General features: G+C 69.4%; 16 protein-coding genes. 2 read left to right on the top strand and 14 right to left on the bottom strand.

The window, feature by feature from the left end; all coding sequences use genetic code 11:
• Positions 1–73: 73 nt before the first annotated feature.
• From C1927_RS05160 to C1927_RS05145, 4 genes are all read right to left on the bottom strand, one after another.
• Entirely contained in the window at positions 74–292 is a 219-nt protein-coding gene (locus C1927_RS05160; protein ID WP_079220866.1) for a hypothetical protein, read from the bottom strand.
• Between the two features lie 70 nt (positions 293–362).
• Positions 363–3,050 carry a serine/threonine-protein kinase gene (locus tag C1927_RS05155; RefSeq protein ID WP_108746078.1) on the bottom strand — a complete coding sequence of 896 codons (2,688 nt, stop codon included), beginning with the start codon at positions 3,048–3,050 and terminating at the stop codon, positions 363–365.
• On the bottom strand, positions 3,047–3,649 hold the full coding sequence (locus C1927_RS05150) for an ECF-type sigma factor (RefSeq protein WP_108746077.1): 603 nt from the start codon (positions 3,647–3,649) through the stop codon (positions 3,047–3,049). Before C1927_RS05150 ends, C1927_RS05155 begins: the two co-directional genes overlap by 4 nt.
• Before the next feature lie 105 nt (positions 3,650–3,754).
• Positions 3,755–4,618: a DMT family transporter gene (locus C1927_RS05145; protein ID WP_108747773.1), complete on the bottom strand. Its 864-nt coding sequence runs from the start codon at positions 4,616–4,618 to the stop codon at positions 3,755–3,757.
• 133 nt (positions 4,619–4,751) lie between these two features.
• On the opposite strand from C1927_RS05145, the gene C1927_RS05140 reads away from it, so the two are divergent.
• Together C1927_RS05140 and C1927_RS05135 are read left to right on the top strand one after the other, a co-directional pair.
• The gene (locus C1927_RS05140) at positions 4,752–6,131 is read left to right on the top strand and encodes a PLP-dependent aminotransferase family protein (RefSeq protein ID WP_108746076.1); all 1,380 of its coding nucleotides are present in this window, start codon (positions 4,752–4,754) and stop codon (positions 6,129–6,131) included.
• A 78-nt stretch (positions 6,132–6,209) separates the two neighbouring features.
• Positions 6,210–6,884 carry a class I SAM-dependent methyltransferase gene (locus C1927_RS05135; RefSeq protein ID WP_108746075.1) on the top strand — a complete coding sequence of 225 codons (675 nt, stop codon included), beginning with the start codon at positions 6,210–6,212 and terminating at the stop codon, positions 6,882–6,884.
• A 22-nt stretch (positions 6,885–6,906) separates the two neighbouring features.
• Here C1927_RS05135 and smqnr read toward each other — a convergent pair whose 3' ends face one another.
• The 10 genes from smqnr to C1927_RS05085 form a co-directional block, all read right to left on the bottom strand.
• On the bottom strand, positions 6,907–7,554 hold the full coding sequence (smqnr, locus tag C1927_RS05130; protein WP_108746074.1) for a SmQnr family pentapeptide repeat protein: 648 nt from the start codon (positions 7,552–7,554) through the stop codon (positions 6,907–6,909).
• Between the two features lie 37 nt (positions 7,555–7,591).
• Positions 7,592–8,794 carry a VWA domain-containing protein gene (locus tag C1927_RS05125; protein ID WP_108746073.1) on the bottom strand — a complete coding sequence of 401 codons (1,203 nt, stop codon included), beginning with the start codon at positions 8,792–8,794 and terminating at the stop codon, positions 7,592–7,594.
• Positions 8,791–11,085 (bottom strand): DUF5682 family protein, encoded by a 2,295-nt coding sequence (locus C1927_RS05120; protein ID WP_108746072.1) that lies wholly within the window; start codon positions 11,083–11,085, stop codon positions 8,791–8,793. Before C1927_RS05120 ends, C1927_RS05125 begins: the two co-directional genes overlap by 4 nt.
• A 14-nt stretch (positions 11,086–11,099) precedes the next feature.
• Positions 11,100–12,182 carry an AAA family ATPase gene (locus C1927_RS05115; RefSeq protein ID WP_108746071.1) on the bottom strand — a complete coding sequence of 361 codons (1,083 nt, stop codon included), beginning with the start codon at positions 12,180–12,182 and terminating at the stop codon, positions 11,100–11,102.
• Positions 12,183–12,208: 26 nt separating this feature from the next.
• Complete coding sequence (locus C1927_RS05110) at positions 12,209–13,735, bottom strand: DUF5691 domain-containing protein (RefSeq protein WP_108746070.1); 1,527 nt, start codon at positions 13,733–13,735, stop codon at positions 12,209–12,211.
• The gene (locus C1927_RS05105; protein ID WP_108746069.1) at positions 13,732–15,069 is read right to left on the bottom strand and encodes an SWIM zinc finger family protein; all 1,338 of its coding nucleotides are present in this window, start codon (positions 15,067–15,069) and stop codon (positions 13,732–13,734) included. Before C1927_RS05105 ends, C1927_RS05110 begins: the two co-directional genes overlap by 4 nt.
• Positions 15,070–15,173: 104 nt before the next feature.
• Positions 15,174–16,688, bottom strand: a complete 1,515-nt coding sequence (locus C1927_RS05100; RefSeq protein ID WP_108746068.1) for a PepSY domain-containing protein — start codon at positions 16,686–16,688, stop codon at positions 15,174–15,176.
• Positions 16,689–16,699: 11 nt separating this feature from the next.
• Positions 16,700–18,835, bottom strand: coding sequence for a TonB-dependent receptor (locus C1927_RS05095; protein ID WP_108746067.1), 2,136 nt, complete (start codon positions 18,833–18,835; stop codon positions 16,700–16,702).
• A 139-nt stretch (positions 18,836–18,974) separates the two neighbouring features.
• Entirely contained in the window at positions 18,975–19,403 is a 429-nt protein-coding gene (locus C1927_RS05090) for a DUF2946 family protein (protein ID WP_108746066.1), read from the bottom strand.
• 206 nt (positions 19,404–19,609) lie between these two features.
• Positions 19,610–19,990, bottom strand: a complete 381-nt coding sequence (locus C1927_RS05085; RefSeq protein WP_108746065.1) for a tautomerase family protein — start codon at positions 19,988–19,990, stop codon at positions 19,610–19,612.
• Between the last annotated feature and the right edge of the window lie 28 nt (positions 19,991–20,018).

Here is a 20,018-nt window from a genome sequence, read left to right as displayed (position 1 = left end):
GGGCGATGCGCCCGCGCTGCGGCCAATACCGATTGTCCACGCGCACGATAGCCGTTGCGTATCAACCACGGGCTCAGGCTTCCGAATCGCTGCGGCTGATGCGCGACACGCGCCAGCCACCATGCGAGGTGAAGCGCCCGCTATCCCCCCACACCGCAAAACGCAGCCCGACCACCGATGCGCGCAGGCGCGAGCAGTGCCACTCGCGCGCCTTGCCGTAGGCCTTGGCAAAGCGGTGCAGCAGCCCGCGGTTGGTTTTCTCCGGGCGCTGGGCCAGTCGATCATTGCGCATGTTGCGTTTCCCCTGTTGTCCATGCAGTGCGGATGCCTGTCATGGAACAACCGGAGAAACCGCGCGGAACCTATCGCGCCCGGGCAACCTGTGTGTCGGCCAGCTGCGCGTCCAGGGCCGCCGCGCGCAGCAGGAACTCCGAATGCGGCGACAGCCCGACCAGCTGCGGGCGGGCGCGCTGCAGCTGGGCCGCGGCCGATGCCGCGTTGCCGGACTGCAGCAGGCTTTCCGCATACGGAATGCGCCACTTCGCCGTGGCGGTGGAGTCGGCACCGTAGAAGCGCTCGAAGGTGGCCACGACGGTCGCCCAGCGCGCGGCGGCATCAGCGGCACCACTCCGCTGTGCCAACAGCGCGGACTGCATCTGCTGGCGCAGCGCCAGGCTCGGCACCGGCGCAGGATGCTGCCGATCGAATGCGGCCAGCGCTTCCCGCGCCTGGGCGATGCGGCCGGCACGGGTCAGCCACTCCAGTTCCACCAGTTCCAGCGTCACCAGCTGCTGTGAATCGGCCGCCAGGGTACGCCGCCACACCACGCCCACTTCGCGCAGCAACGGCTCGGCTTCGGAGGTACGGTCCGCACGCATCAGCAGACGTGCCAGCACCATCTGCACGTCCAGGCTGCGCGGGTGCTGCGTGCCCAGCAGGCGCTGGTGCAGGGCCAGCGTCTGCCGGTAGCCCTGCTCGGCCAGCGCGAGGTCGCCGCGCGCCTCTTCCATGATCGCCCGGCCATACACCATGCCGGCGTACGCCAGGCTGTCGGCCCCATCCACCCGCGCGCTGGTGGCGATGGCCGCATCGAAGTGCTGCTGCGATTCGCCATAGCGGCCAAGATCGAGATACTGGCCGGCCAGCGCGGCTTCGGCCGAGGCCGTATAGCTGCTGTCGATGCCGAACAACTGGCGGGTGATGGCGAAGGTCTGCTCGGCCAGCCGCATCGCTTCGTCGGCACGCCCCTGCGCCAGCAGCGTGTAGACCAGCGAGCGCAGCACGCGCAGGCGCGCCGGCCCGTGCAGGGGCGAGGCATCGCCACCGATGGCCGCCGCTTCGCGCAACGTCTCCTCGGACAGCGGCAACCTGCCCTGCGACCGGTACAGCGTGCCCAGGTTGGACAGCGTGGTCATCCGGCCCGCATCGAACGCCGCGCCCGTGCCACTGCGGGCCAGGGCCAGTGCTTCGGCATAGGCCGTGTTGGCCTCCTCGAAGTGCTCGCGGCTGGCGTGGGCACGCCCCATCGCATTGAGCAGGTCGATACGCACGCCGACGTCGTCATCCTGTTCCAGCAACGCCAGCCCGCGGCGTGCCCCTTGCAGGGCGGCATCCTGCTGGCCGTCCTCCACCTGCAGCAGGGCCCGTGCCGCTTCCACCGCAGCAATCTCGTGCGCCGGTGCACCGGCCTCGCGCAGGCCCTGCACGGCGCCCTGCAGCAGCGCGCCGGCTTCGCGCGGCTGCCCCAGGTTGCGGTAGGCACGGCCGAGCGCGGCCTGCAGGCGGGCGCGCACCAGCGGCGAGGCGGACAGATCCTGCTCGATCCGCAGCGCACCGAGATCAAGCACCTCCCGCGCGGTCATCGGGCGGTCGCCACGGATGCCCGGCTCGGCCGAATCGAAGGCCGCCACCAACACGTCGGCGATGCTGGACGCGGCCGCCGCGTTTTCTTCCGCGCGTGCCCGCGCATCGCCGATGCGCTGCACGAAGCCCACCGCCACCAGCAGCGCACAGGCCGCCACCGCCGAGGCGCGCCACTGCCGGCGCAGGAACAGGCGTGCGCGCTGCACGCGGCTGGGCCGCCGCGCGCGCACCGGACGATGCTGCTGGAACCGGACCACGTCCTCGGCCAGCGCATCCACCGATGCGTAACGATCGGCGGCAACCAGTGCGCGTGCACGGGCGGCCACGGCCATCAGGTCGGCGTGCAGGCGCACCGCCGGCCCACCCAGCGCCAGCAGCTCGTCGAGCATCACTCCGAGGCTGTAGATGTCATCGGCCACCGCCGCCGGGCGCCCCGAGCGCCGCTCCGGGCTGGTATAGCGCGGCGTGGCGTAGGCACCGGCCTCGCTGCTGCCGTCATCCATCAGCCGCGAGATACCGAAATCCAGCAGCACCGGTTCGTCATCGCTGCGCACCAGCACGTTGGCCGGCTTGATGTCGCAGTGGATCACGCCCTGCGCATGCGCGGCCTGCACCGCGCGGCAGACCTTGCAGAACAGACCCAGCACCCGTGCCAGGGTGATGTCCGGCGCGCGGCAGGCTTCGTCCAGGCGCTGCCCGTCGATGAATTCCATCACCAGGTAGGGCTGGTCGGCGGCCGCACGGCCGACGTCATACAGGCGGGCGATGTTGGGATGCTGCAGGTCGGCCAGGATCTGGCTTTCGGCCTGCAGCCGCTGCGCCAGCGCGGGATCGAAGCTGCGCCGCATCACCTTGATCGCCACCTGGCGGCGATACAGCTGGTCGGCGCGCTCGGCCAGGAACACCCGGCCCATGCCGCCGGCCGCGAGCAGGCGCACCAGCCGCCACGGCCCGATCAGCTGCCCCACCTGGGTATCGCCTGCATCCAGCGAAGCGAGCACCGTATCGATCGAACGCTGCATGCCGCCCAGCGCCTGGGTCTGTGCACGCAGCAGGGCCAGCGTCTCGTGCACCAGCGTTGCGTCGCCGGTCAATGCATGCAGCTCGCGCTCCCACTGCGGCTCGGGCAGTTCGCAGACCGAATCGAACAGCGCGCGCACCGCGCGCCAGTCCACTGCGCTGCTCATGTGCTGGCATCCCCCGCAGGCGTGCCACCGAGGTGGCGCTTGAGCCAGGCCTTGGCGAAGCGCAGGTCGCGATCGACGGTCGGCACCGACACGCCCTGTGCTGCGGCGATTTCCTCGCGGCGCATGCCGCCGAAGTACATCCACTCGACCGTGGAACTGGCGCGCGCATCCACATCGGCCAAGGCCAGCAGCGCCGCATCCAGCGCCAGCACGTCCACGGCGTCCTGGTCCTCCACGCCTTCGCGATCGGCGTGGCCCAGGGTGAGATGCAGCTGATCGCCGCCACGCTTGGCCGCGCCCATCGCACGTGCGTGGTCGACCATCACGCTGCGCATCTTCAATGCGGCCAGGGCCAGGAAGTGCACGCGATCGTTGTAGGCCGTGCCGGGGTCGAGCATGCGCATCAGCGCCTCGTTCACCAGCATGGTGGGCTGCAGCAGGCCGGGCGCATCGCCACTCAGCCGGACTGCTGCCATGCCGCGCAGCTGCGCGTACAGCATCTGCAGCAGGCGGTCGCGCGCGGACAGATCGTTGCCCGTGCTCCAGCGCCGCAGCAGCGTGGTGGCGCCATCGTCAGCGGGCGATCCGGAGGCCGTCATCTACATCGCGATCCATGCTCAGGCAGAGACCGCATTATTGCCCATGGCAGGTGCCAGGCGACATCGCAGGCCGGCACACAGCGTGCCACGGGGCTTGCGCTGCCTTCAGCGGCTGAAGCGGCGTGCCCCTGCCACGCAGGCCACGGCGGCCAGGGTCACCAGCAGCATGCCGGCGCTGACCGTTTCATGCAAAAGCAGCGCCGCCAGCGCCAGGCCGAAGAATGGCTGCAGCAACTGCAGCTGGCCGACGGCGGCAATGCCGCCCTGGGCCAGGCCGCGGTACCAGAACAGGAAGCCGACCAGCATGCTGAATACCGCCACGTAGCCCAGTGCCCACCACGCCGGTGCACCGATGGCCGCCATCGACGGCGGGCGCATCATCACCGTCAGCGGCAGCATCACCGGCAGGGCCAGCAGCAGCGCCCAACTGATCACCTGCCAACCGCCGAGGCGCCGCGCCAGGCGCCCGCCCTCGGCGTAGCCCAGGCCGCACACCACGATCGCCGCCAGCATCAGCAGGTCGGCCTGCAGCGACGCTTCGATGCCGTTGCGTGCCGCGTAACCGACCACGCAGGCGCTGCCCAGCAGCGAGAACAGCCAGAACGCCGGTCGTGGCCGCTCACCGCCGCGCAGCACGCCGAACAGCGCAGTACTGAGTGGCAACAGGCCGACGAAGACGATGGTGTGCGCGGACGACGCCTGGCGCAGGGCCAGCGCGGTCAGCAGCGGAAAACCCACCACCACGCCCAGGCTGACCATGGCCAGGCCGGGCAGGTCCGCGCGCGCCGGCCGGGGCTGGCGCAGGGCCAGCAGCAGGGCCAGGCCGAGCAGTGCGGCGATGCTGGCGCGCGCGGCAGTCACGAAGCCGGCATCCAGCTCCAGCACCGCCAGCCGCGTAGCGGGCAGCGAGCCGGCAAAGATCACCACACCGATGAAGCCGTTGATCCACCCGCTTGCCGACCGTTCCACGCTGACATCCGTTTGCGAAGGGCCACGCGTGGCCCGGGCCGCCATTGGGCCATTGCCGCGCCCTGCCACCCAGCTACAATCCAGTACAGTCGCAAGTAACTGTACTGGTCACACTTCCCACACAGTCACCACCATGTCCGGATCTCCCAGCCGTATCGACAGCGTCATCCATGCGGTACGCACGCGCATCGCCGCCCGCCAGGATGGCCCCGGCGCGCGCCTGCCTTCGGTACGTGCACAGGCAGCGGCCATGGGGGTTTCGGTATCCACCGTGGTCGAGGCCTACGAGCGGCTCGCTGCCGAAGGCGTGATCGCCGCGCGTGCCGGCTCCGGCTTCTACGTGGCCGGGCCGCTGCCGCCGCTGGCCCTGGCGGCCATCGAGCCGCGCCTGGATCGCGCGGTGGATCCGCTGTGGGTCTCGCGGCAGTCACTGGAAACCCCTGCCGAACACCTCAAGCCCGGCTGCGGCTGGATGCCCAGCGAATGGTTGTACCAGGATGGCCTGCGCCGCGGCCTGCGGCGCATGGCGCGCGCCGAGCCTTCCGCACTCACCGACTACGCCAGCCCGCTCGGCCTGCCGGCGCTGCGCCAGTCGCTGCAGCGGCGCGCGGCCGGCCTCGGTATCGAAGTGCCGCTGGACCAGGTGCTGCTGGCCGAATCGGGCACGCACGCGGTGGATCTGGTCTGCCGGCTGCTGCTGAAGCCGGGCGACAGCGTGCTGGTCGACGACCCCAGCTACTTCAACTACCACGCGCTGCTGAAGGCGCACCAGGTGCAGGCCATCGGCGTGCCCTACACGCACAGCGGCCCGGACCTGGAGGCCTTCGCGGCGGCCCTGCAGGCACACGCGCCGCGGCTGTACATCACCAATTCCGGCCTGCACAACCCGACCGGCGCGGTGCTGTCGGCGGCCACCGCGCACCGGCTGCTGGGCCTGGCCGAGCGCAGCGGGCTGACCATCGTCGAGGACGACATCTTCGCCGACTTCGAGCTGCGCCCTGCCCCGCGCCTGGCCGCGCTGGACGGGCTGTCACGCGTGATCCATGTCGGCAGCTTCTCCAAGACCGTGTCGGCCGCTTCGCGCTGTGGCTACATCGCGGCGCGTGCGGACTGGATCGACGCGCTGGTCGACCTGAAGCTGGCCACCAGCTTCGGCGGCGGCCACCTGGCTGCACACCTGATGCAGATCGCGCTGACCGACAGCGGCTATCGCCGGCACATGCAGGCCATCCGTGCGCGCCTGGCCGATGCCCGCAAGCACACTCTGCGGCAGGTGCAGCGCCTGGGCATCACGCCCTGGCTGCTGCCCGAAGCCGGGTTGTTCCTGTGGTGCCAGCTGCCCGATGGCCGCGATGCCGCCGCGCTGGCCCGGCAGTGCCTGCGCGAAGGCGTGGTGCTGGCACCAGGCAATGCCTTCAGCCAGTCGCAGCGCGTGGCCGACTATGTGCGCTTCAATGTCTCGCAATGCCAGGACCCGCGCATCTGGCAGGTACTGGCGCGGGCGCTGCGCTGAAACGCTTGACGTTTTCCAGGCGTGTCGGCTTGACGAGCACGCTACAGTGGATTGTCCCCCCTGCCGCAGGAACGCCCCATGTCGACCTTCAATGATCCGCAGGCCGTCGCCCGCTACGCCGAGGGCCCGTTGCGGCAGGTGCCGGGCTTCCTCGCCCTGCAGCAGATGAGCCAGCTGCTGCTGGCCGAACATGTGCCCCGCGAGGGACGCGTGCTGGTGCTGGGCGCCGGAGGCGGCCTGGAACTGAAGACCTTCGCTGAAGCCCATCCGGGCTGGCAGCTGCTGGGCGTGGACCCGGCCGCACCGATGCTGGCGCTTGCCGAGCAGACGCTGGGGCCGCTGATGGCGCAGGTCGAGCTGCTGGAAGGCTATATCGACGATGCACCCGACGTGCGTTTTGATGGCGCCAGTTGCCTGCTGACGCTGCACTTCCTCGATGCCGCGCAGCGGCTGCACACGCTGCGCGAGCTGCACCGGCGCCTGCGTCCGGGTGCGCCGCTGGTGGTGGCCCACCACAGCGTACCGGCCGATGAAGCAGGCAAGCGCCGCTGGCTGCAGCGCTACCTGGCCTTCGCCGAGGCGTCCGGGGTGAACCACGCCGATGCCCAGCGCACGATCGAGGTCATGATCGAGCGGCTGCCGCTGCAGTCACCCGAGCAGGAAGTGGCGTTGCTGCAACAGGCCGGCTTCGACGGCGTGGAGCTGTTCTATGCCGGCTTCAGTTTCAAGGGCTGGGTGGCGTACGCCGGGTAAGGCGCCACATCGCGCCACGGCATTACGGCACCACGGTGATGCCGATGCGCTGCATCAGCAATGCCACCTGCTGCACATCCAGCCGCGCCCCGCGCAGGTTGACCACGCGCAGGTCCAGGTCGCCCAGTTCCGAACCGGTCAGGTCGCAATCGGTGAAGTTGGCACTGCTCCAGTCGACACCCTCGAACTGCCCGGCCGACAGATCCGAGCCGGCGAAACTGGCGCCGCTGAGGTTGGCGCCATCCCAACGGTTCTCCCACAGCTCGCACTTCTCCAGCGTCACCCGCGAGAAGTTGGCGTAGCGCAGGTTCGATTTCTTGATGAAGGCGCTGCAGAACCAGGTGCGCGTGGTGATCTGGTTCATGAAGCTGGCGTTGCTGAAATCCGCGCCCTGCGCACGGCACTCGCTGATTTCCAGGCCCAGGGCCTTGATGAAGTTGAAGTGGCACATGCTGATGTCGCAGCCGCGGAAGCTGGCTTCCTTCAGCGTGGCGCCATTGAAACGGCAGCCGGTGCGGCTTTCGGCATCGTAGAAGCTGCAGTTCACGAATTCGGTGGCAGTGAGATCCGCACCGGAAAAATCACATTCGTGGAACTGCTGGTCGACCACTTTCTGGCCGGTGTACTGGTCGCCGGCAATGCGCAGGCGGTGATGGACAGCGGGGGTCATGCGGTGGAATCCAATCGGGTTCGGTCATTGCGCCGCGTCAGCGGCCACGGGTCGCCAGCAGGCCATTGGCGCCGACCCACTGGTTGATGTCATCGCGCCGGATGGCCGCGGCCATCAGGCCGGGGAACGCATCGGGCGTGCAGGCGAACGAGGGTACGCCCAATGCGGCCAGCTTGCCTGCCAGCTGCTGGTCGTAGGACGGCGTACCTTCATCGCTCAGCGCCAGCAGCACGATGAACTGCACGCCCGACTCCACCAGCTCGTGCGCGCGCGCCAGCAGCTTGTCCTCCACTCCGCCTTCGTAAAGATCGGAAATCAGCACGAGGATCGCGCCATGTGGTTCGCGGATAAGCCCCTGGCAATAGCTCACCGCGCGATGGATGTCGGTGCCGCCGCCGAGCTGCACGCCAAACAGCAGATCGACCGGGTCGTCCAGCTGCTCGCTCATGTCCACCACTTCGGTGTCGAACACCACCAGCCGGGTGGACACTGCCGGCAGCGAGGCCATCACCGCACCGAAGATGCTCGAATACACCACCGAGGCCGCCATCGAGCCGCTCTGGTCGATACACAGCAGCACCTCGCGCTGCGGCTTGCGCGCCTTGCGCCCGTAACCCACCAGTTCCTGTGGCACCACCGTGCGCAGTTCCGGCTGCCAGTGCCGCAGGTTGCTGCGGATGGTGCGGTGCCAATCGATCTCGGCCAGGCGCGGCCGGCGGTTGCGGCGGGCACGGTCCAGCGCACCGGTCACCGCCGAACGCATGGGTTCTTCCAGCCGCCGCAGCAGGTCGTCCACCACAGCGCGCACGACCATGCGCGCGGTGTCCTTGGTCTCCGCCGGGATGACCTGGCTCAGGCCGATCAGGTTGGCCACCAGGTGCACGTCCGGCTGCACCTGTTCGAGCATTTCCTTCTCCAGCAGCATCTGGGTCAGGTTGAGCCGCTGCAGGGCATCGCGCTGCATCACCTGCACCACCGAGGAAGGGAAGTAGCGGCGGATGTCGCCCAGCCAGCGCGCCACGTTCGGCGCCGATCCACCGCGCCCGCCACGCCGGTTGAGGCCGCCCTGGCCCTCCGGTTCGTACAGCGCGGACAGCGCCTGGTCGATGCCCTGCAAGGGCTTGGGCAGTGCGCCGCAGCTGCCATCGGCCTGCTGGCCCAGGATCAGCCGCCAGCGCTGTTCGCGCGTGGTGGGCAGCTGGCCCGCTGTGTCATTGGACAGGTCGTCTGGCGTGCTCATCCGGCAATCCCCAACAGTTCGCGCAGCATCGGCAGCGCGCGCTCGGCGCGTGCCAGGTTCCAGTCCGGGGCCTCGCTGGCCACCGCCTTCGTCACAGTGGCCCGCGCGACCCGGGTGCCCAGGTCGCGGCGGTCAGCCGCCTCGAACGCGGCAAAGGTGCGCCGCACCAGCGGCAGCACGCGCACCAGCTGGGTTTCATCCAGGCTCACCACCCAGTCATCGATCATCCGCCACACCGCATCGTCATGCAGCAGCACGGTGGCGTTGCGGTTGAGGAAGCCATCCAGCCACTGCGCGGCCTGCAGCGGCTCGGCACCCGGCGAGAGCTGCTGCTGCAACTGGGTATGCACGGTGCCGGCGTCCAGCGCGCCGGTATCGAACAGCAGGCGCAGGCTGACACCACGCAGCAGTGCCGTGCTGGCCTGCGACAGCGCGACGCGGCGCAGCGCCTGCCGCCACGCATCGCGGCCGTCGGCATCGTCGCGCAGGCTGATCGCCCGCTCGGCAGCCAGCACCACCTCGCGCGCCGCTTCCGCGCGTGCTTCGTCCAGGCCGGTCAGCGCCAGCGACAGGCCGATCACCGCGCGTTCCAGCATGCTGTCAAACAGGTGCGCGACCTGCACGCCCTCGGTCTGCCGCACGTTGCCATAGCGATGGATGTTGGCCAGCGGCGGCAGCGCGCCAAGCAGGGCCAGCGGATCGGCATCGGTGGCCGCGCGCGCCTCCAGTTCGGCCGCAATGGCCTGCACGGCCTGCGGCAGATCGGCCAGCAGCACCTGGTCGACCAGTTCGGACAACGCCGGCAGGTCAGCCGCTGCGCGTGCCTGGCTGACCGCCAGGTTCGACGCCGCATCCACCAGCGTCTGGCCATGGCGGCTGGCTTCCACCAGCGCCACCAGGAAATGCGGCTGCCAGGCCAGCTGCCAGAGCTCGTGGAAGGTGCCGCGTGCAGCGTGGCCGGTACGCGCCAACCGGCCCCATTCAATGCCCAGCAGGCGCAGGCGGTGCAGCAGATGGCTGCGGGCCAGATCGTTGTCCTTGCGCAGGTCCAGGTCGAGGGTCTTCTCCAGTGCCTCGGGCTTCAGCCGCAGGCGCTTCTGCTGCGCTTCCAGGTCACGCTGCAGCGGCACTACCGGCACGCCGTCAGGCACCTGGCCCAGCGCATTGCCGATCAGCAGCTGCTCGCGGATCAACTGCATCGGCGCGTCGTCGCCATTGCAGATGATGCTGCGGCTGGCCTCGTCGATCTCCTCAAGGCCAGGCGCCGGGCGCCCGCGCAGGGCCGCCAGGGTATCGGCCAGGCGTGTCGCTTCGATCAGGTGCGCGGACGAGCAGTCCAGGCCGTGTTCGCGCAGCAGGCGGCCTACCCGCGCATACCAGCCCACCGCGCGCTGGCCATGCACCCCGGCATTGCGCCACAGGTGGTCGTACCAGCCCGGTGCATCGACACCGGCGCCGTAGCCGCTGCCTGCGCTCAGGTGGCGGTAGGTCCACGGCACCCACGTGCTCTGCGTTTTGCGCCGGCTCTGGCCCTTCAGCAGGCGGTTGTCGGCGGCCGCACTGTTGGCACGCAGCGCCGCCGGCTGCAGTGCCGGCACGTGCCACGCGCCACAGACCACGGCCACGCGGCTGAAACTTTTGCTTGCCGCGCGCAGTGCCGCGCGCATGTGCGCCTCGCGCATCGCTTCCTGCTCGCCGCGGCGGCCGGGATAATCCGGGGTGTGTTCGCGCAGCGCGGTCATCGCTTCGGCAATCGCCTCGAACAGCCCCTGGCCGTCGCCGCGTTCCTCCACCATGTGGTTCCACCACGCTTCGCCATCGGCGTGGCCGGCGACCCGTGCCAGCCAGTCCAGCGGATCGGCCGGTCGCTCCTCGGCGGCCTCCTCGGCGGCGGCCTCAGCAGCATCGTCTGCCTCGGCATCCTCGGCATCCTCGTCCTGCGGCGGCGCCTGCCGCGTCTGCTCCAGCCACTCCAGCGACAACGCCGGTGGCACGTCCATGAAGCGCACCTCGACCGCATTGCGCGCGGCCCATTGCAGGGCTTGCCATTCCGGCGAGTACAGCGCATACGGATGGAACACCGCCAGCTGCGGGTCGTCCACGCTGTAGGACAGCAGGGCCACCGGGGGCTGCATGGCCGCATCCAGCACGTGCGGCAACAGGTCCTCGGTACCGGCCGGGCCCTCGATCAGCACGCAGTCCGGCTGCAACGCATCCAGCGCGGCCAGCAGGCTGCGCGCGCAGCCCGGGCCGTGGTGGCGGATGCCGAACAGGGAAATCCCTTCACTCATCGGCGCGGGCCTGCTCAGGCGTGTTCGCGGAAGGCGCGGTACAGATCCTTCCACTCACTGCGTTCCTTCACCACCGTCTCCAGGTATTCCTTCCACACCAGCGCGTCCTGCACCGGGTCCTTGACGATGGCGCCGATCATGCCGGCGGCCATGTCCGCCGGGCGCAGCACGCCATCGCCGAAGTGGCCGGCCAGCGCCATGCCGTTGTTGATGACCGAGATGGCCTCGGCGGTGGACAGCGTAGCGGTCGGGCTCTTCAGCTTCGACTTGCCATCCTCGGTGACGCCGTTGCGCAGCTCGCGGAAGATGCGCACCACGCGCGCCACTTCCTGCAGCGCCGGCGGCTCGGCCGGCAGGTCCAGCGCCGTACCCAGTTCGCCCACGCGCTTGAGCACGATGGCCACTTCGTCTTCTTCGCTGGACGGCACCGGCAGGATGACCGTGTTGAAGCGGCGCTTGAGTGCGCTCGACAGCTCGTTGACGCCCTTGTCGCGGTTGTTGGCCGTGGCGATCACGCTGAAACCGCGCACGGCCTGCACTTCGCTGCCCAGCTCGGGCACCGGCAGGGTCTTTTCCGAAAGCACGGTGATCAGCGCATCCTGCACGTCGGCAGGAATGCGGGTGAGTTCCTCGATGCGGGCGATCTTGCCCAGGCGCATCGCGTTCATCATCGGGCTGGGCACCAGGGCGTTTTCGCTGGGGCCGTTGGCCAGCAGCTGCGCATAGTTCCAGCCGTAGCGGATCTGCTCTTCGCTGGTGCCGGCGGTGCCCTGCACCAGCAGGGTCGAATCACCGCTGATGGCCGCGGTCATGTGCTCGGAAACCCAGGATTTGGCCGTGCCCGGCACGCCGAACAGCAGCAGCGCGCGGTCGGTGGCGATGGTGGCCACGGCGATTTCCATCAGGCGGCGGTCACCGATGTACTTGGGGCTGACCACGAAGTCGTTGTCCAGCGTGCCACCCACCAGATAGGTGACGACCGCCCACGGCGACATCGTCCAGTTGGCCGGGCGCTGGCGGTTGTCCTGGCGGCGCAGTTCCTCCAGTTCCTCGGCGTATTGGTGTTCGGCGTGCTGGCGCAGGACGGCAGTGGTCATGGTGGCTCCGTGTGTAAGGGGTTCGATCAGAAGGGGGAATACAGGGCCTGGCGCAGGGCCAGCAGCGCACGCGCCTGTTGCGCGCAGTGCAGCATCGCGTCGGTGGCCGTGGCCGGCGGCTCGGCAATCTGCACGCCGGGCAGCGTGGATGGATGCAGCACCGCCAGCAGTTCCAGCAGGCGGTCGCGCAGCAGGTAGTCGTAGCGCAGGCGTTCATCACCGAACAGTGCGCCCACGCTGGGGGCCAGCGCCTGCGAATAGGCCGCGCTCAACGACTGAGCCGCGCCGGTGCTGTCCAGCACATCATCGAGCAGGCCCTGTGCGATCAGGTCCTGCAGCTTGGCCGGCCAGTACCGCTCGCGCTGCGCCGCAGGCAGCAACGCCAGCAGTTCGCTCTTGCGCGCATGGGTTTCCTTCAGCGCGACCAGCGCTTCCACCCACTCCGGTTCGCTGGCATCAACGCGCTCCAGCCACGCGCGCAGCAACGCCTGATACCAGTCGCCCTCGCGCGCCCAGGCCACGACCTCGGCGGCCGGCTTTTCCAGCGTGCGGCACCACCAGGCCAGCGGCAGCTGGCGCGCCAGCTGGTACAGCCACCAGGCCCGCTCGCCCAGCACTTCGCCGTTGGGCCGCTTGCCGTCGATCGCCGCGTCGGCCCAGCCCGGGTCGAGCGTGGTCGGCGCTTCCAGCGTCCACGCCAAGCGACGCAGCAGGCGGCTGCGCGACTGCTGCAGCAGCGCCGCCATCTGTGCCTGCAGATAAGCGGCGTGCGCCGAGCCCGGCAGGCGCGCCAGCATCGGCCCGGCCAGCGCGCGCACCTCGCGGCTGCGGTCCTTCAATAAGGCCTGCAGCAGCGGCGCATCGTCCGCGCCCAGGCCCGGCTGCAGCGCGGCCACGAACGCGGCACGCTCGCGTGCGGGCAGTTCCTTCAGGCTGTCCTGCAACCGCGTACGCGCCGCGGCAGCATCTTCCAGGCGCTGCTGCTGGAACACAGCCAGGCGTGCCTCGCTGCTGCCCTCGTTCCAGACCTGCTCCACCTCCTCCACGCTGGCCTGTGCCTCCAGCGGTGCAGATGCATAGCGCCACTCCGGATTGCAGGCCGCCAGCCAGTAACCGCGCACCCCCAGCACCGCACGCAGCGCATCGCGCAGCACGGCCAGGCGCGCACCTGCCTCCAGCGCCTGCGGCAGCACCGCCACCGGCAGGTGCCGGCCGTGTGCGGCCAGCTGCGCGCAGGCCTGCAGCCGCAGCCGCTTGCCCCAGGGCGAGAACTGGCCCGGCTGGAACACCGTGGCCAGCAACGCGACCCACGGGTGGTCGGCCGCCAGCTGCAGCGGGTCATCCGCCACCGGCGGTGGCACTCTCACCGCTGCGGCCGTGCGCACGGCGGCGCGCTCGCAGGCGGCCAGCACGCCCACCTGGCGGCTGTACGCCAATGCCGGTTCGTCCGCATCGGCCACCGCCTGCAGCAGCGCATCCAGCGCGCCACCCACGGCAATCACCTGCGGGCGGTCAATGCCCAGCAACGCCGGCTTCAACCAGGCCTGGTTCATGCGGCACTCCTTTCCCAGCGCTCGTCGCGCGCATTCCATGCCGACAGTGGCAACAGCACCTGGCCGTCCCACTCACCCATCACGCACACCGGATGGCCACCGGCAAACGCCATCAACGCCCACGCCTGCAGGCCCGGCAGCTGCAGCGGCAGCGCGCCTTCGGCATGCTGCAGCCAGCAGTGCGTGCCGTCATGGGCGATGTGGACGTCCTGCAGGCGCATCGGCACCTGCGGCAACCAGGGGTTGCGCGCGTACGCCTGCGAGGCCGCGTCGAAGGTATCGGTGCGGGGCGTGGTGGTTTCAGCGCGGGGCGCTTCGAATTCGGTCACCACCGCGCGCAGCGGCACACTGCCGGCATGGAAATGCAGCCGCGCCGCATGCACGCTGCCGGTGCGCCATTGTTCCTGCCAGCCGCGACCGCCGTGGCTGAAATCCTGCACCAGCGCACTGCGCCCGCTGTCCAGCCCATGCAGCCAGACGCGGCGCTCGACCAGGTTGCCCGGCTGTTCCAGCAGCCATTGCCCCTGCACGTGCCAGCGGTCGTGTACCGCCTCGCCATCGCGCTGCACCGCCTCGCGGTCCACCGGCCAGCCCAGCGCTGCGCGCAGGTCGGCCAGTCGCGCCGGCTCGTACTGCGCACGGCGGGCCACGGCCTGGGTCAGCAGCTGCAGCAGCCCCAGCCGCGCGCCCAGTTCACCCAGGCCGGCCAGGCCCGGTGTGCCCTCGCCCAGCGCAACCTCCAGCTGGCTGGCCAGCCCCGGCGCCTGCGCATCGACCATGCGCGCGACCATGGTCTGGCCCTGCGCGTGGAAATCGGCGGGCAGGTTGGCCAGGCCTTGGCGGAACTGATCGGCAATCCAGCGCTGCAGCTCGGCTGCACCGGCTTCGATGCGGCCCCAGCGCACCTGCTCGCGCTTGGCGGTGGCCGCGGCCTGCGCCTGCGGATCCGGGGGCGGCGCAACGGCGGCCGCCTCCACGGCAGCCTCCTTGCGCGCGGCGCGGTCGCGGCGCCCGTTCAGCCATTCGTCCACCCACGCCGGTCGCGCCTGTGGCACGCAGCGCGGGTTGCCGGCGGCATACAACAGCAGCAGGGCCAGCCCGTGCTTGCAGGGAAATTTGCGGCTGGGGCAGGAACACCGGCTGACCAGCGCCGCCAGGTCCACCTGGGTCTGGTAGGGCTTGGAACCACTGCCCTGGCATTCGCCCCACAGCGCCTCGTCATCGGCACCCAGCAGGCCCCATTTGCCATCGATGGCCAGGCCGCCGCCGGCCTTGGCCGACGCCGCATCCGGCGCGAGCGCGAGTACCTGCTCGCGCGTGAGTCGTACTTCCATATGCGTACCCACTTCAGATCGACCCATCATAGCGAAGGCGGATGACAATGACTGTGGCAACGATCATCACGCACGGGCGTATCACCACGCGAGACCGGGCGCCGTCATCCCCTTCGCTGGCGCGGCCGGCCGAATTTCATCCGCAGCCGCCGCGTGCCGATCACGACACCGGTCGCACACAGGCCGGTACCCGCCACGCTCAGCAGCAACAGCACGCCCAGCCGTGTGTTCTCCTGCCGCAGCATGCCCGGCAGGTCCCAGCTGTGCAGGAAGTAGAACAGCCAGCGGCCGACGCGTTCGCGATGGCCCAGGGCCAGCAGCGGATCGCCGGTGGCCAGATCGATGTACACCCGCGTGGCGTGTTCATCGCCGAAGTCGGCCACCGCCACCGGGAAGCGCCGCACCGCTGCACCGTTCATCGCCTCGGGCGCGCGTGGATAGAACCAGGCATCCGGTGTGTGCAGGATCGTGAATGCACGCAGTGGTGCCGTGCCCAACGCCTGTGCGCGCTGCTGCAGCCACGCCACTGGCAACTGCTCTGCAAGCTGCAGCTGCCCATCCACGCGCGAGACGATGCGCGTACCGCCCTGCCCGTCCAGCAGCACCGCAAACAGCTGGCCATCGATGCGCCGCCACTGGATCTCCACCGGCGCAAACCCCGCCTGCGCCGCGGCGGCCAGCAACGCCTGTGGCTGGGCCAGCGCATCATCCAGCGGCACCGGCGCGCCTCGATAACGCGCGGCATTCGTCGCATCCGCCGGGCTGCTGAACACCTGCAGCGGGTTCATCGACATCAGCCCGCTGAAGATCCAGGTGAACACGAAGGCCGAGGCCACCAGGCCGACCAGGTGGTGCCAGCGCATCCACGGCTCTACGTAGGGCGTTTTCGCACCGGAGCGGTACCGGCCACGGAAACGCCAACGCCACACACCCACCACGATGCCGCTGATGGCCGCCACCGTACACAGCCCGGACAACACGATCACCACCCACGTCCACACCGGGTCCACCGACTGCATGCGCAGGAAGTACAACCAGTGCAGCCACGCGCCCACGTAGTTCCAGCGCTGCTGGTGGTATGGCGCATCCAGCACCACTTCGCCGGTATGCGAGGACACGTACACGCTGCCCGGCTGTCGGCCGCCCACCTCCACCTTGTACAGCGGCCGGTGCGCATCCAATCCGCGCGAATGCGTCCAGCGATCCTCGTCCACGCGCACCGCGCCCAGGAAGGCCGGGCCACCGGCAAACGCCGCCGCCGCAAGCTCGGCACGCTGTGCGGACACCGGCAGCAGCGCGTGGCCGCTGCCGGCCGACCACGCACCCACGTTGGCACCGCTGCGCACCACATAGGCCGGCTCGCCACGCAGCGTGGTCAGCGCCACGCGTTCCGGTTCGGCCTGCACAGCGTCGGGCAGGATCGACAGCCCCTGCAGCGCGCGCGAGTCCTCCAGCACCGGTAATGCGGCCAGCCGCTCACCTGGGGTCAACTTCGGGTAACCGATGAACAGCATCACCATGCCGCTGACGAACCACAGCAGCATCAGCAGGCAACCCCCAATACCCAACCAGCGATGCAGCAGGTAAGTCCAACGCTTGGCGGTGGATCGCAGCGACATGGCCAGCGCCCTCAGAAGCGATGGTCGAGGGTGAACTCGACGCGGCGGTCCGCGCCCAGCAGCCACTGCGTGCTGGTGTAGTACGCCGTTGCGTAGTACGCCTTGTCGAACACGTTGAACAGTCGCGCGCTTACCCGCGTGCGCGGCGCGGCCTGCCAGGTCAGCGCCAGATCGGTGGTGCTGTAGCCGGGCAGTTCGAGCGTATTGGCGTTGTCCGCGTAACGCTTGCCCACATAGCGCGCGCCGCCGGCCACGGTCCAGTCCGGCAGGAACTGCCAGCTCAGCCACACGTTCGCCATCCGCTCGGCCACGTTAGGCGGCACGTTGCCATCGCGCGAGACCACTACCGCCGGCGAGCCAGTGGTTTCCAGGAAGTCCTCGAATTCGGCCTTCAGCACCGTGGCATTCGCATCCAGCGACCACTGCGGTGCGAACGCCCAATTCAACGAGGCCTCGATGCCGCGCGAGGTCTGCGCGCCCACCTGCACGCGGCGATCGGGCTGCAGCGGATCACGGCTGAGCAGGCCGGTCTTGCGGATGCGGTACGCCGCCAGCGTCCACTCGCCGCCGTTGAACGCCTGCTTCATGCCCACTTCGAACTGCCGCCCCTTGGCCAGATCGAACGCACCATTGGCCGGGCTGATCATCAGCAGGCCACTGACCGGATCCGCCGCCTGCGAGTACTGCGCGTACAGGCTCAACGTCGGCCGCAGCGCGAACACCGTGCCTGCGCGCCAGCCGGTGCTGCTGTAGGTCTTCGAGAATGCTGCCGCGCCACTGATCAGATCGGTGCGGTCGATGGTCGCGCGGTCATGGCGCAGCCCGCCCAGCACCGACCAGCGCTCGGTCAGCGTCAGGTGGTCTTCGGCAAACAAGGCGTACTGCTCGGCACCGTTGCGGTAGCGCGGCAGGTTCGGCGCATCGCTGGCGAACTGCCCCGGCACCGGGTGGAACGGATCGACCGGCCCGGAGCTGCCGGCGTAGGTGTTGTTGGTGTGCTTGAAATGCGCGCGGTTGGCATCCAGGCCCACCGCGAAGTTGTTGGCCAGCCCGCCCACCTGCCCCTGCACGCGCAGCGTCGAGGTCAGCCCGGTCTGGTCCTGGTTGTGGGTGATCTGCGTGTTGTCCGAGCGATCGATCAGGCCCGTGGCATCGTTGTAGACATAGGCCTGGGCATTGCGCCAGTCGCGCTGGCTGTCGATCTGGTAGACGCGCGTGCGCCATTCCACGTTAGCAGTCGGCGTCCACAGCGCATCCAGCTGGGTCCAGCGGTCGCGGAAGCGGATCTCGCTGTCGGCCACGTTGTAGTTGCGGTGGCGCAGCGCGTCCAGCTGGCGGCCGTCCACCAGCGGCGTGCCGAAGTAGCGCATCGGCTGCTGGTAGCCCTGCGCATGGGTCAGGGTCAGCTGCAGGTCGGTGCGCGGCTGCCACAACAGCGCGCCGGAAAACGTCGCATCGTTGTTGCGGCCACGGTCGACCCAGCCACCGCTGTAGTTGCCGCTCACATCCACACGGTAGGCCAGCTCCGGCGTCAGCGCGCCACCGCTGCCGAAGCCCAGGCGCGCGGTGTCCTCGCTGCCCACGGTCACGCTGATCTCGTTCTCGACGGCACCGCGCGTCGGCTTCTTCGGCACGATGTTGATGACCCCGCCAATGGCACCATCGCCATGGATGACCGACGCCGGGCCGCGCAGCACTTCGATGCGCTCGATGGACCAGGTATCGAACGGGAAGGTGACGCCCACCCCGCCGTACTGGCGCAGACCGTCGTACAGGCGCATCACCGACGCGCCATCGGTGAAGCCGCGGCTGGACAGCGCACTCAGGCCATTGCCCGGGTGCGGCATCGCACTGATCGCACCGGCACGGCTGATCGCATCGTTGAGGTTGCTGTCGCCACGCTGTTCCAACTGGTCGCGGTCGATGACGGTGAGCGCGGCCGGCGTCTGCAGCACGCTCAGGCCGAGCGCCGAGCCCGCGCTGGGCACGGCCGACAGTTCGCCATGGCGGGTATCGACCACGCGCACGGTGTCCAGGGTGGTGGGGTCTGCGGCATCAGCGCGGGCCGGTGCGGTGTACAGGGCGCAGGCGCACAGCGCCGGCAGCGTCGCCCAGCGCAGGGCGACGACGTTCGGGTTGGTTTTCATGTTTCCACGGCATGCAATGCCGCCCCATCAGACAGGGCAGCAGAAAAGGAAAGCGCACGCGCTAACGCAGGGCGATGCCCAGCAGCTTCAAGAAAATCGGTAGCGCCGGGCCATGCCCGGCGGCTTTCGCGTGCGCGGCTCAGCCAGCGAACGCCACCGGTGGCCCACGCGCGCCCAGTGTTCCGCGCAGCCGCGAGGGCAGCGCTCTGACAGATCCCGCCAATGCCCTGCACACCGGCGCCAAAGGCACCAGCAGCAGGAACGCCGCCACCAGCAAGGTGATCAGGCGTGCCGCAATCAGGCAGTACTCGCAGTCCACGCCCATTTCATGCTCGGCATGTGGATCTACGGCCGGCTTGCCAGCAGCCTCGTCGTGCGCCATCGCCATCGCATGGTGGTCGTGGTGCCCTTCCATCGCGTGCTGCGCGTGTTCCGCGTGCGCGCCGTGGCCCATCGCGCTGTGGTCCATCGCGCCATGATCCATGCCCGCCATCACCGGCGCGGCAGCCGGCGCCGGCCCATGGGCCATCCAGCGGCTCACCAGCGGGGCAAGCAGCACCAGCAGCATGGCAAGCCATGCCAAGGTCTGGAACCGGCGGTGGAATCGGGGGCGACGCACCCCGCCATTCTACGGCGCCGCAGCCAACCCTGGACCACGTTCAGGGTTTTGCCCCTGCGACACGGTGACGCAGGGGCCAGACCGTAGCCACGCCGATGACTCCGCCCTCTCGCAGTAGATCCACGCCATGCGTGGATGCTCTTGCTCCTGGCAAATCAACTCACGTACTGCGCCACCCCATTCCCGAACGACCAATTCTCCGGCTTCACTTCCACTAGATTGATGAATACGCCCTCGCGGCGGATGCCCACCGCCTCATGCAGGCCATTGGCAATACCGAGGTACAACGCATTCTTCTGCTCCTGCGTGCGCCCCTCGCTCCAGGTGATCTGCACACAGATGAAGTCATCGGTGCGGGCCACGCCCAGATAGCCGGGATCGAAGACGAGCGTACCCGCCTCGTGTTCCTGGAAGACCTGGAAGCGATCATTTTCCGGCACACCCACCGCGCGCAGGGCCTGGTAGATGGCCTCCCCCACGCGCTGCAGATAATCGGCGGATTTACCTTTGCGAAGATCGATACGGGCGAGCGGCATGGTGGAACTCCAGAGCCAGAGGGGACAA

The organism is Stenotrophomonas sp. ZAC14D1_NAIMI4_1 (assembly GCF_003086775.1).
Classification (GTDB): domain Bacteria; phylum Pseudomonadota; class Gammaproteobacteria; order Xanthomonadales; family Xanthomonadaceae; genus Stenotrophomonas.
This window is presented reverse-complemented; position numbering and strand designations above follow the sequence as displayed.

Excerpts from the sequence above, each read along its gene's own strand:
- C1927_RS05160 (WP_079220866.1), bottom strand. The coding sequence starts at position 292 with ATGCGCAATGATCGACTGGCCCAGCGCCCGGAGAAAACCAACCGCGGG.
- C1927_RS05155 (WP_108746078.1), bottom strand. The coding sequence starts at position 3,050 with ATGAGCAGCGCAGTGGACTGGCGCGCGGTGCGCGCGCTGTTCGATTCG.
- C1927_RS05150 (WP_108746077.1), bottom strand. The coding sequence starts at position 3,649 with ATGACGGCCTCCGGATCGCCCGCTGACGATGGCGCCACCACGCTGCTG.
- C1927_RS05140 (WP_108746076.1), top strand. The coding sequence starts at position 4,752 with ATGTCCGGATCTCCCAGCCGTATCGACAGCGTCATCCATGCGGTACGC.
- C1927_RS05135 (WP_108746075.1), top strand. The coding sequence starts at position 6,210 with ATGTCGACCTTCAATGATCCGCAGGCCGTCGCCCGCTACGCCGAGGGC.
- smqnr (WP_108746074.1), bottom strand. The coding sequence starts at position 7,554 with ATGACCCCCGCTGTCCATCACCGCCTGCGCATTGCCGGCGACCAGTAC.
- C1927_RS05125 (WP_108746073.1), bottom strand. The coding sequence starts at position 8,794 with ATGAGCACGCCAGACGACCTGTCCAATGACACAGCGGGCCAGCTGCCC.
- C1927_RS05120 (WP_108746072.1), bottom strand. The coding sequence starts at position 11,085 with ATGAGTGAAGGGATTTCCCTGTTCGGCATCCGCCACCACGGCCCGGGC.
- C1927_RS05115 (WP_108746071.1), bottom strand. The coding sequence starts at position 12,182 with ATGACCACTGCCGTCCTGCGCCAGCACGCCGAACACCAATACGCCGAG.
- C1927_RS05110 (WP_108746070.1), bottom strand. The coding sequence starts at position 13,735 with ATGAACCAGGCCTGGTTGAAGCCGGCGTTGCTGGGCATTGACCGCCCG.
- C1927_RS05105 (WP_108746069.1), bottom strand. The coding sequence starts at position 15,069 with ATGGAAGTACGACTCACGCGCGAGCAGGTACTCGCGCTCGCGCCGGAT.
- C1927_RS05100 (WP_108746068.1), bottom strand. The coding sequence starts at position 16,688 with ATGTCGCTGCGATCCACCGCCAAGCGTTGGACTTACCTGCTGCATCGC.
- C1927_RS05095 (WP_108746067.1), bottom strand. The coding sequence starts at position 18,835 with ATGAAAACCAACCCGAACGTCGTCGCCCTGCGCTGGGCGACGCTGCCG.
- C1927_RS05090 (WP_108746066.1), bottom strand. The coding sequence starts at position 19,403 with ATGCTGCTGGTGCTGCTTGCCCCGCTGGTGAGCCGCTGGATGGCCCAT.
- C1927_RS05085 (WP_108746065.1), bottom strand. The coding sequence starts at position 19,990 with ATGCCGCTCGCCCGTATCGATCTTCGCAAAGGTAAATCCGCCGATTAT.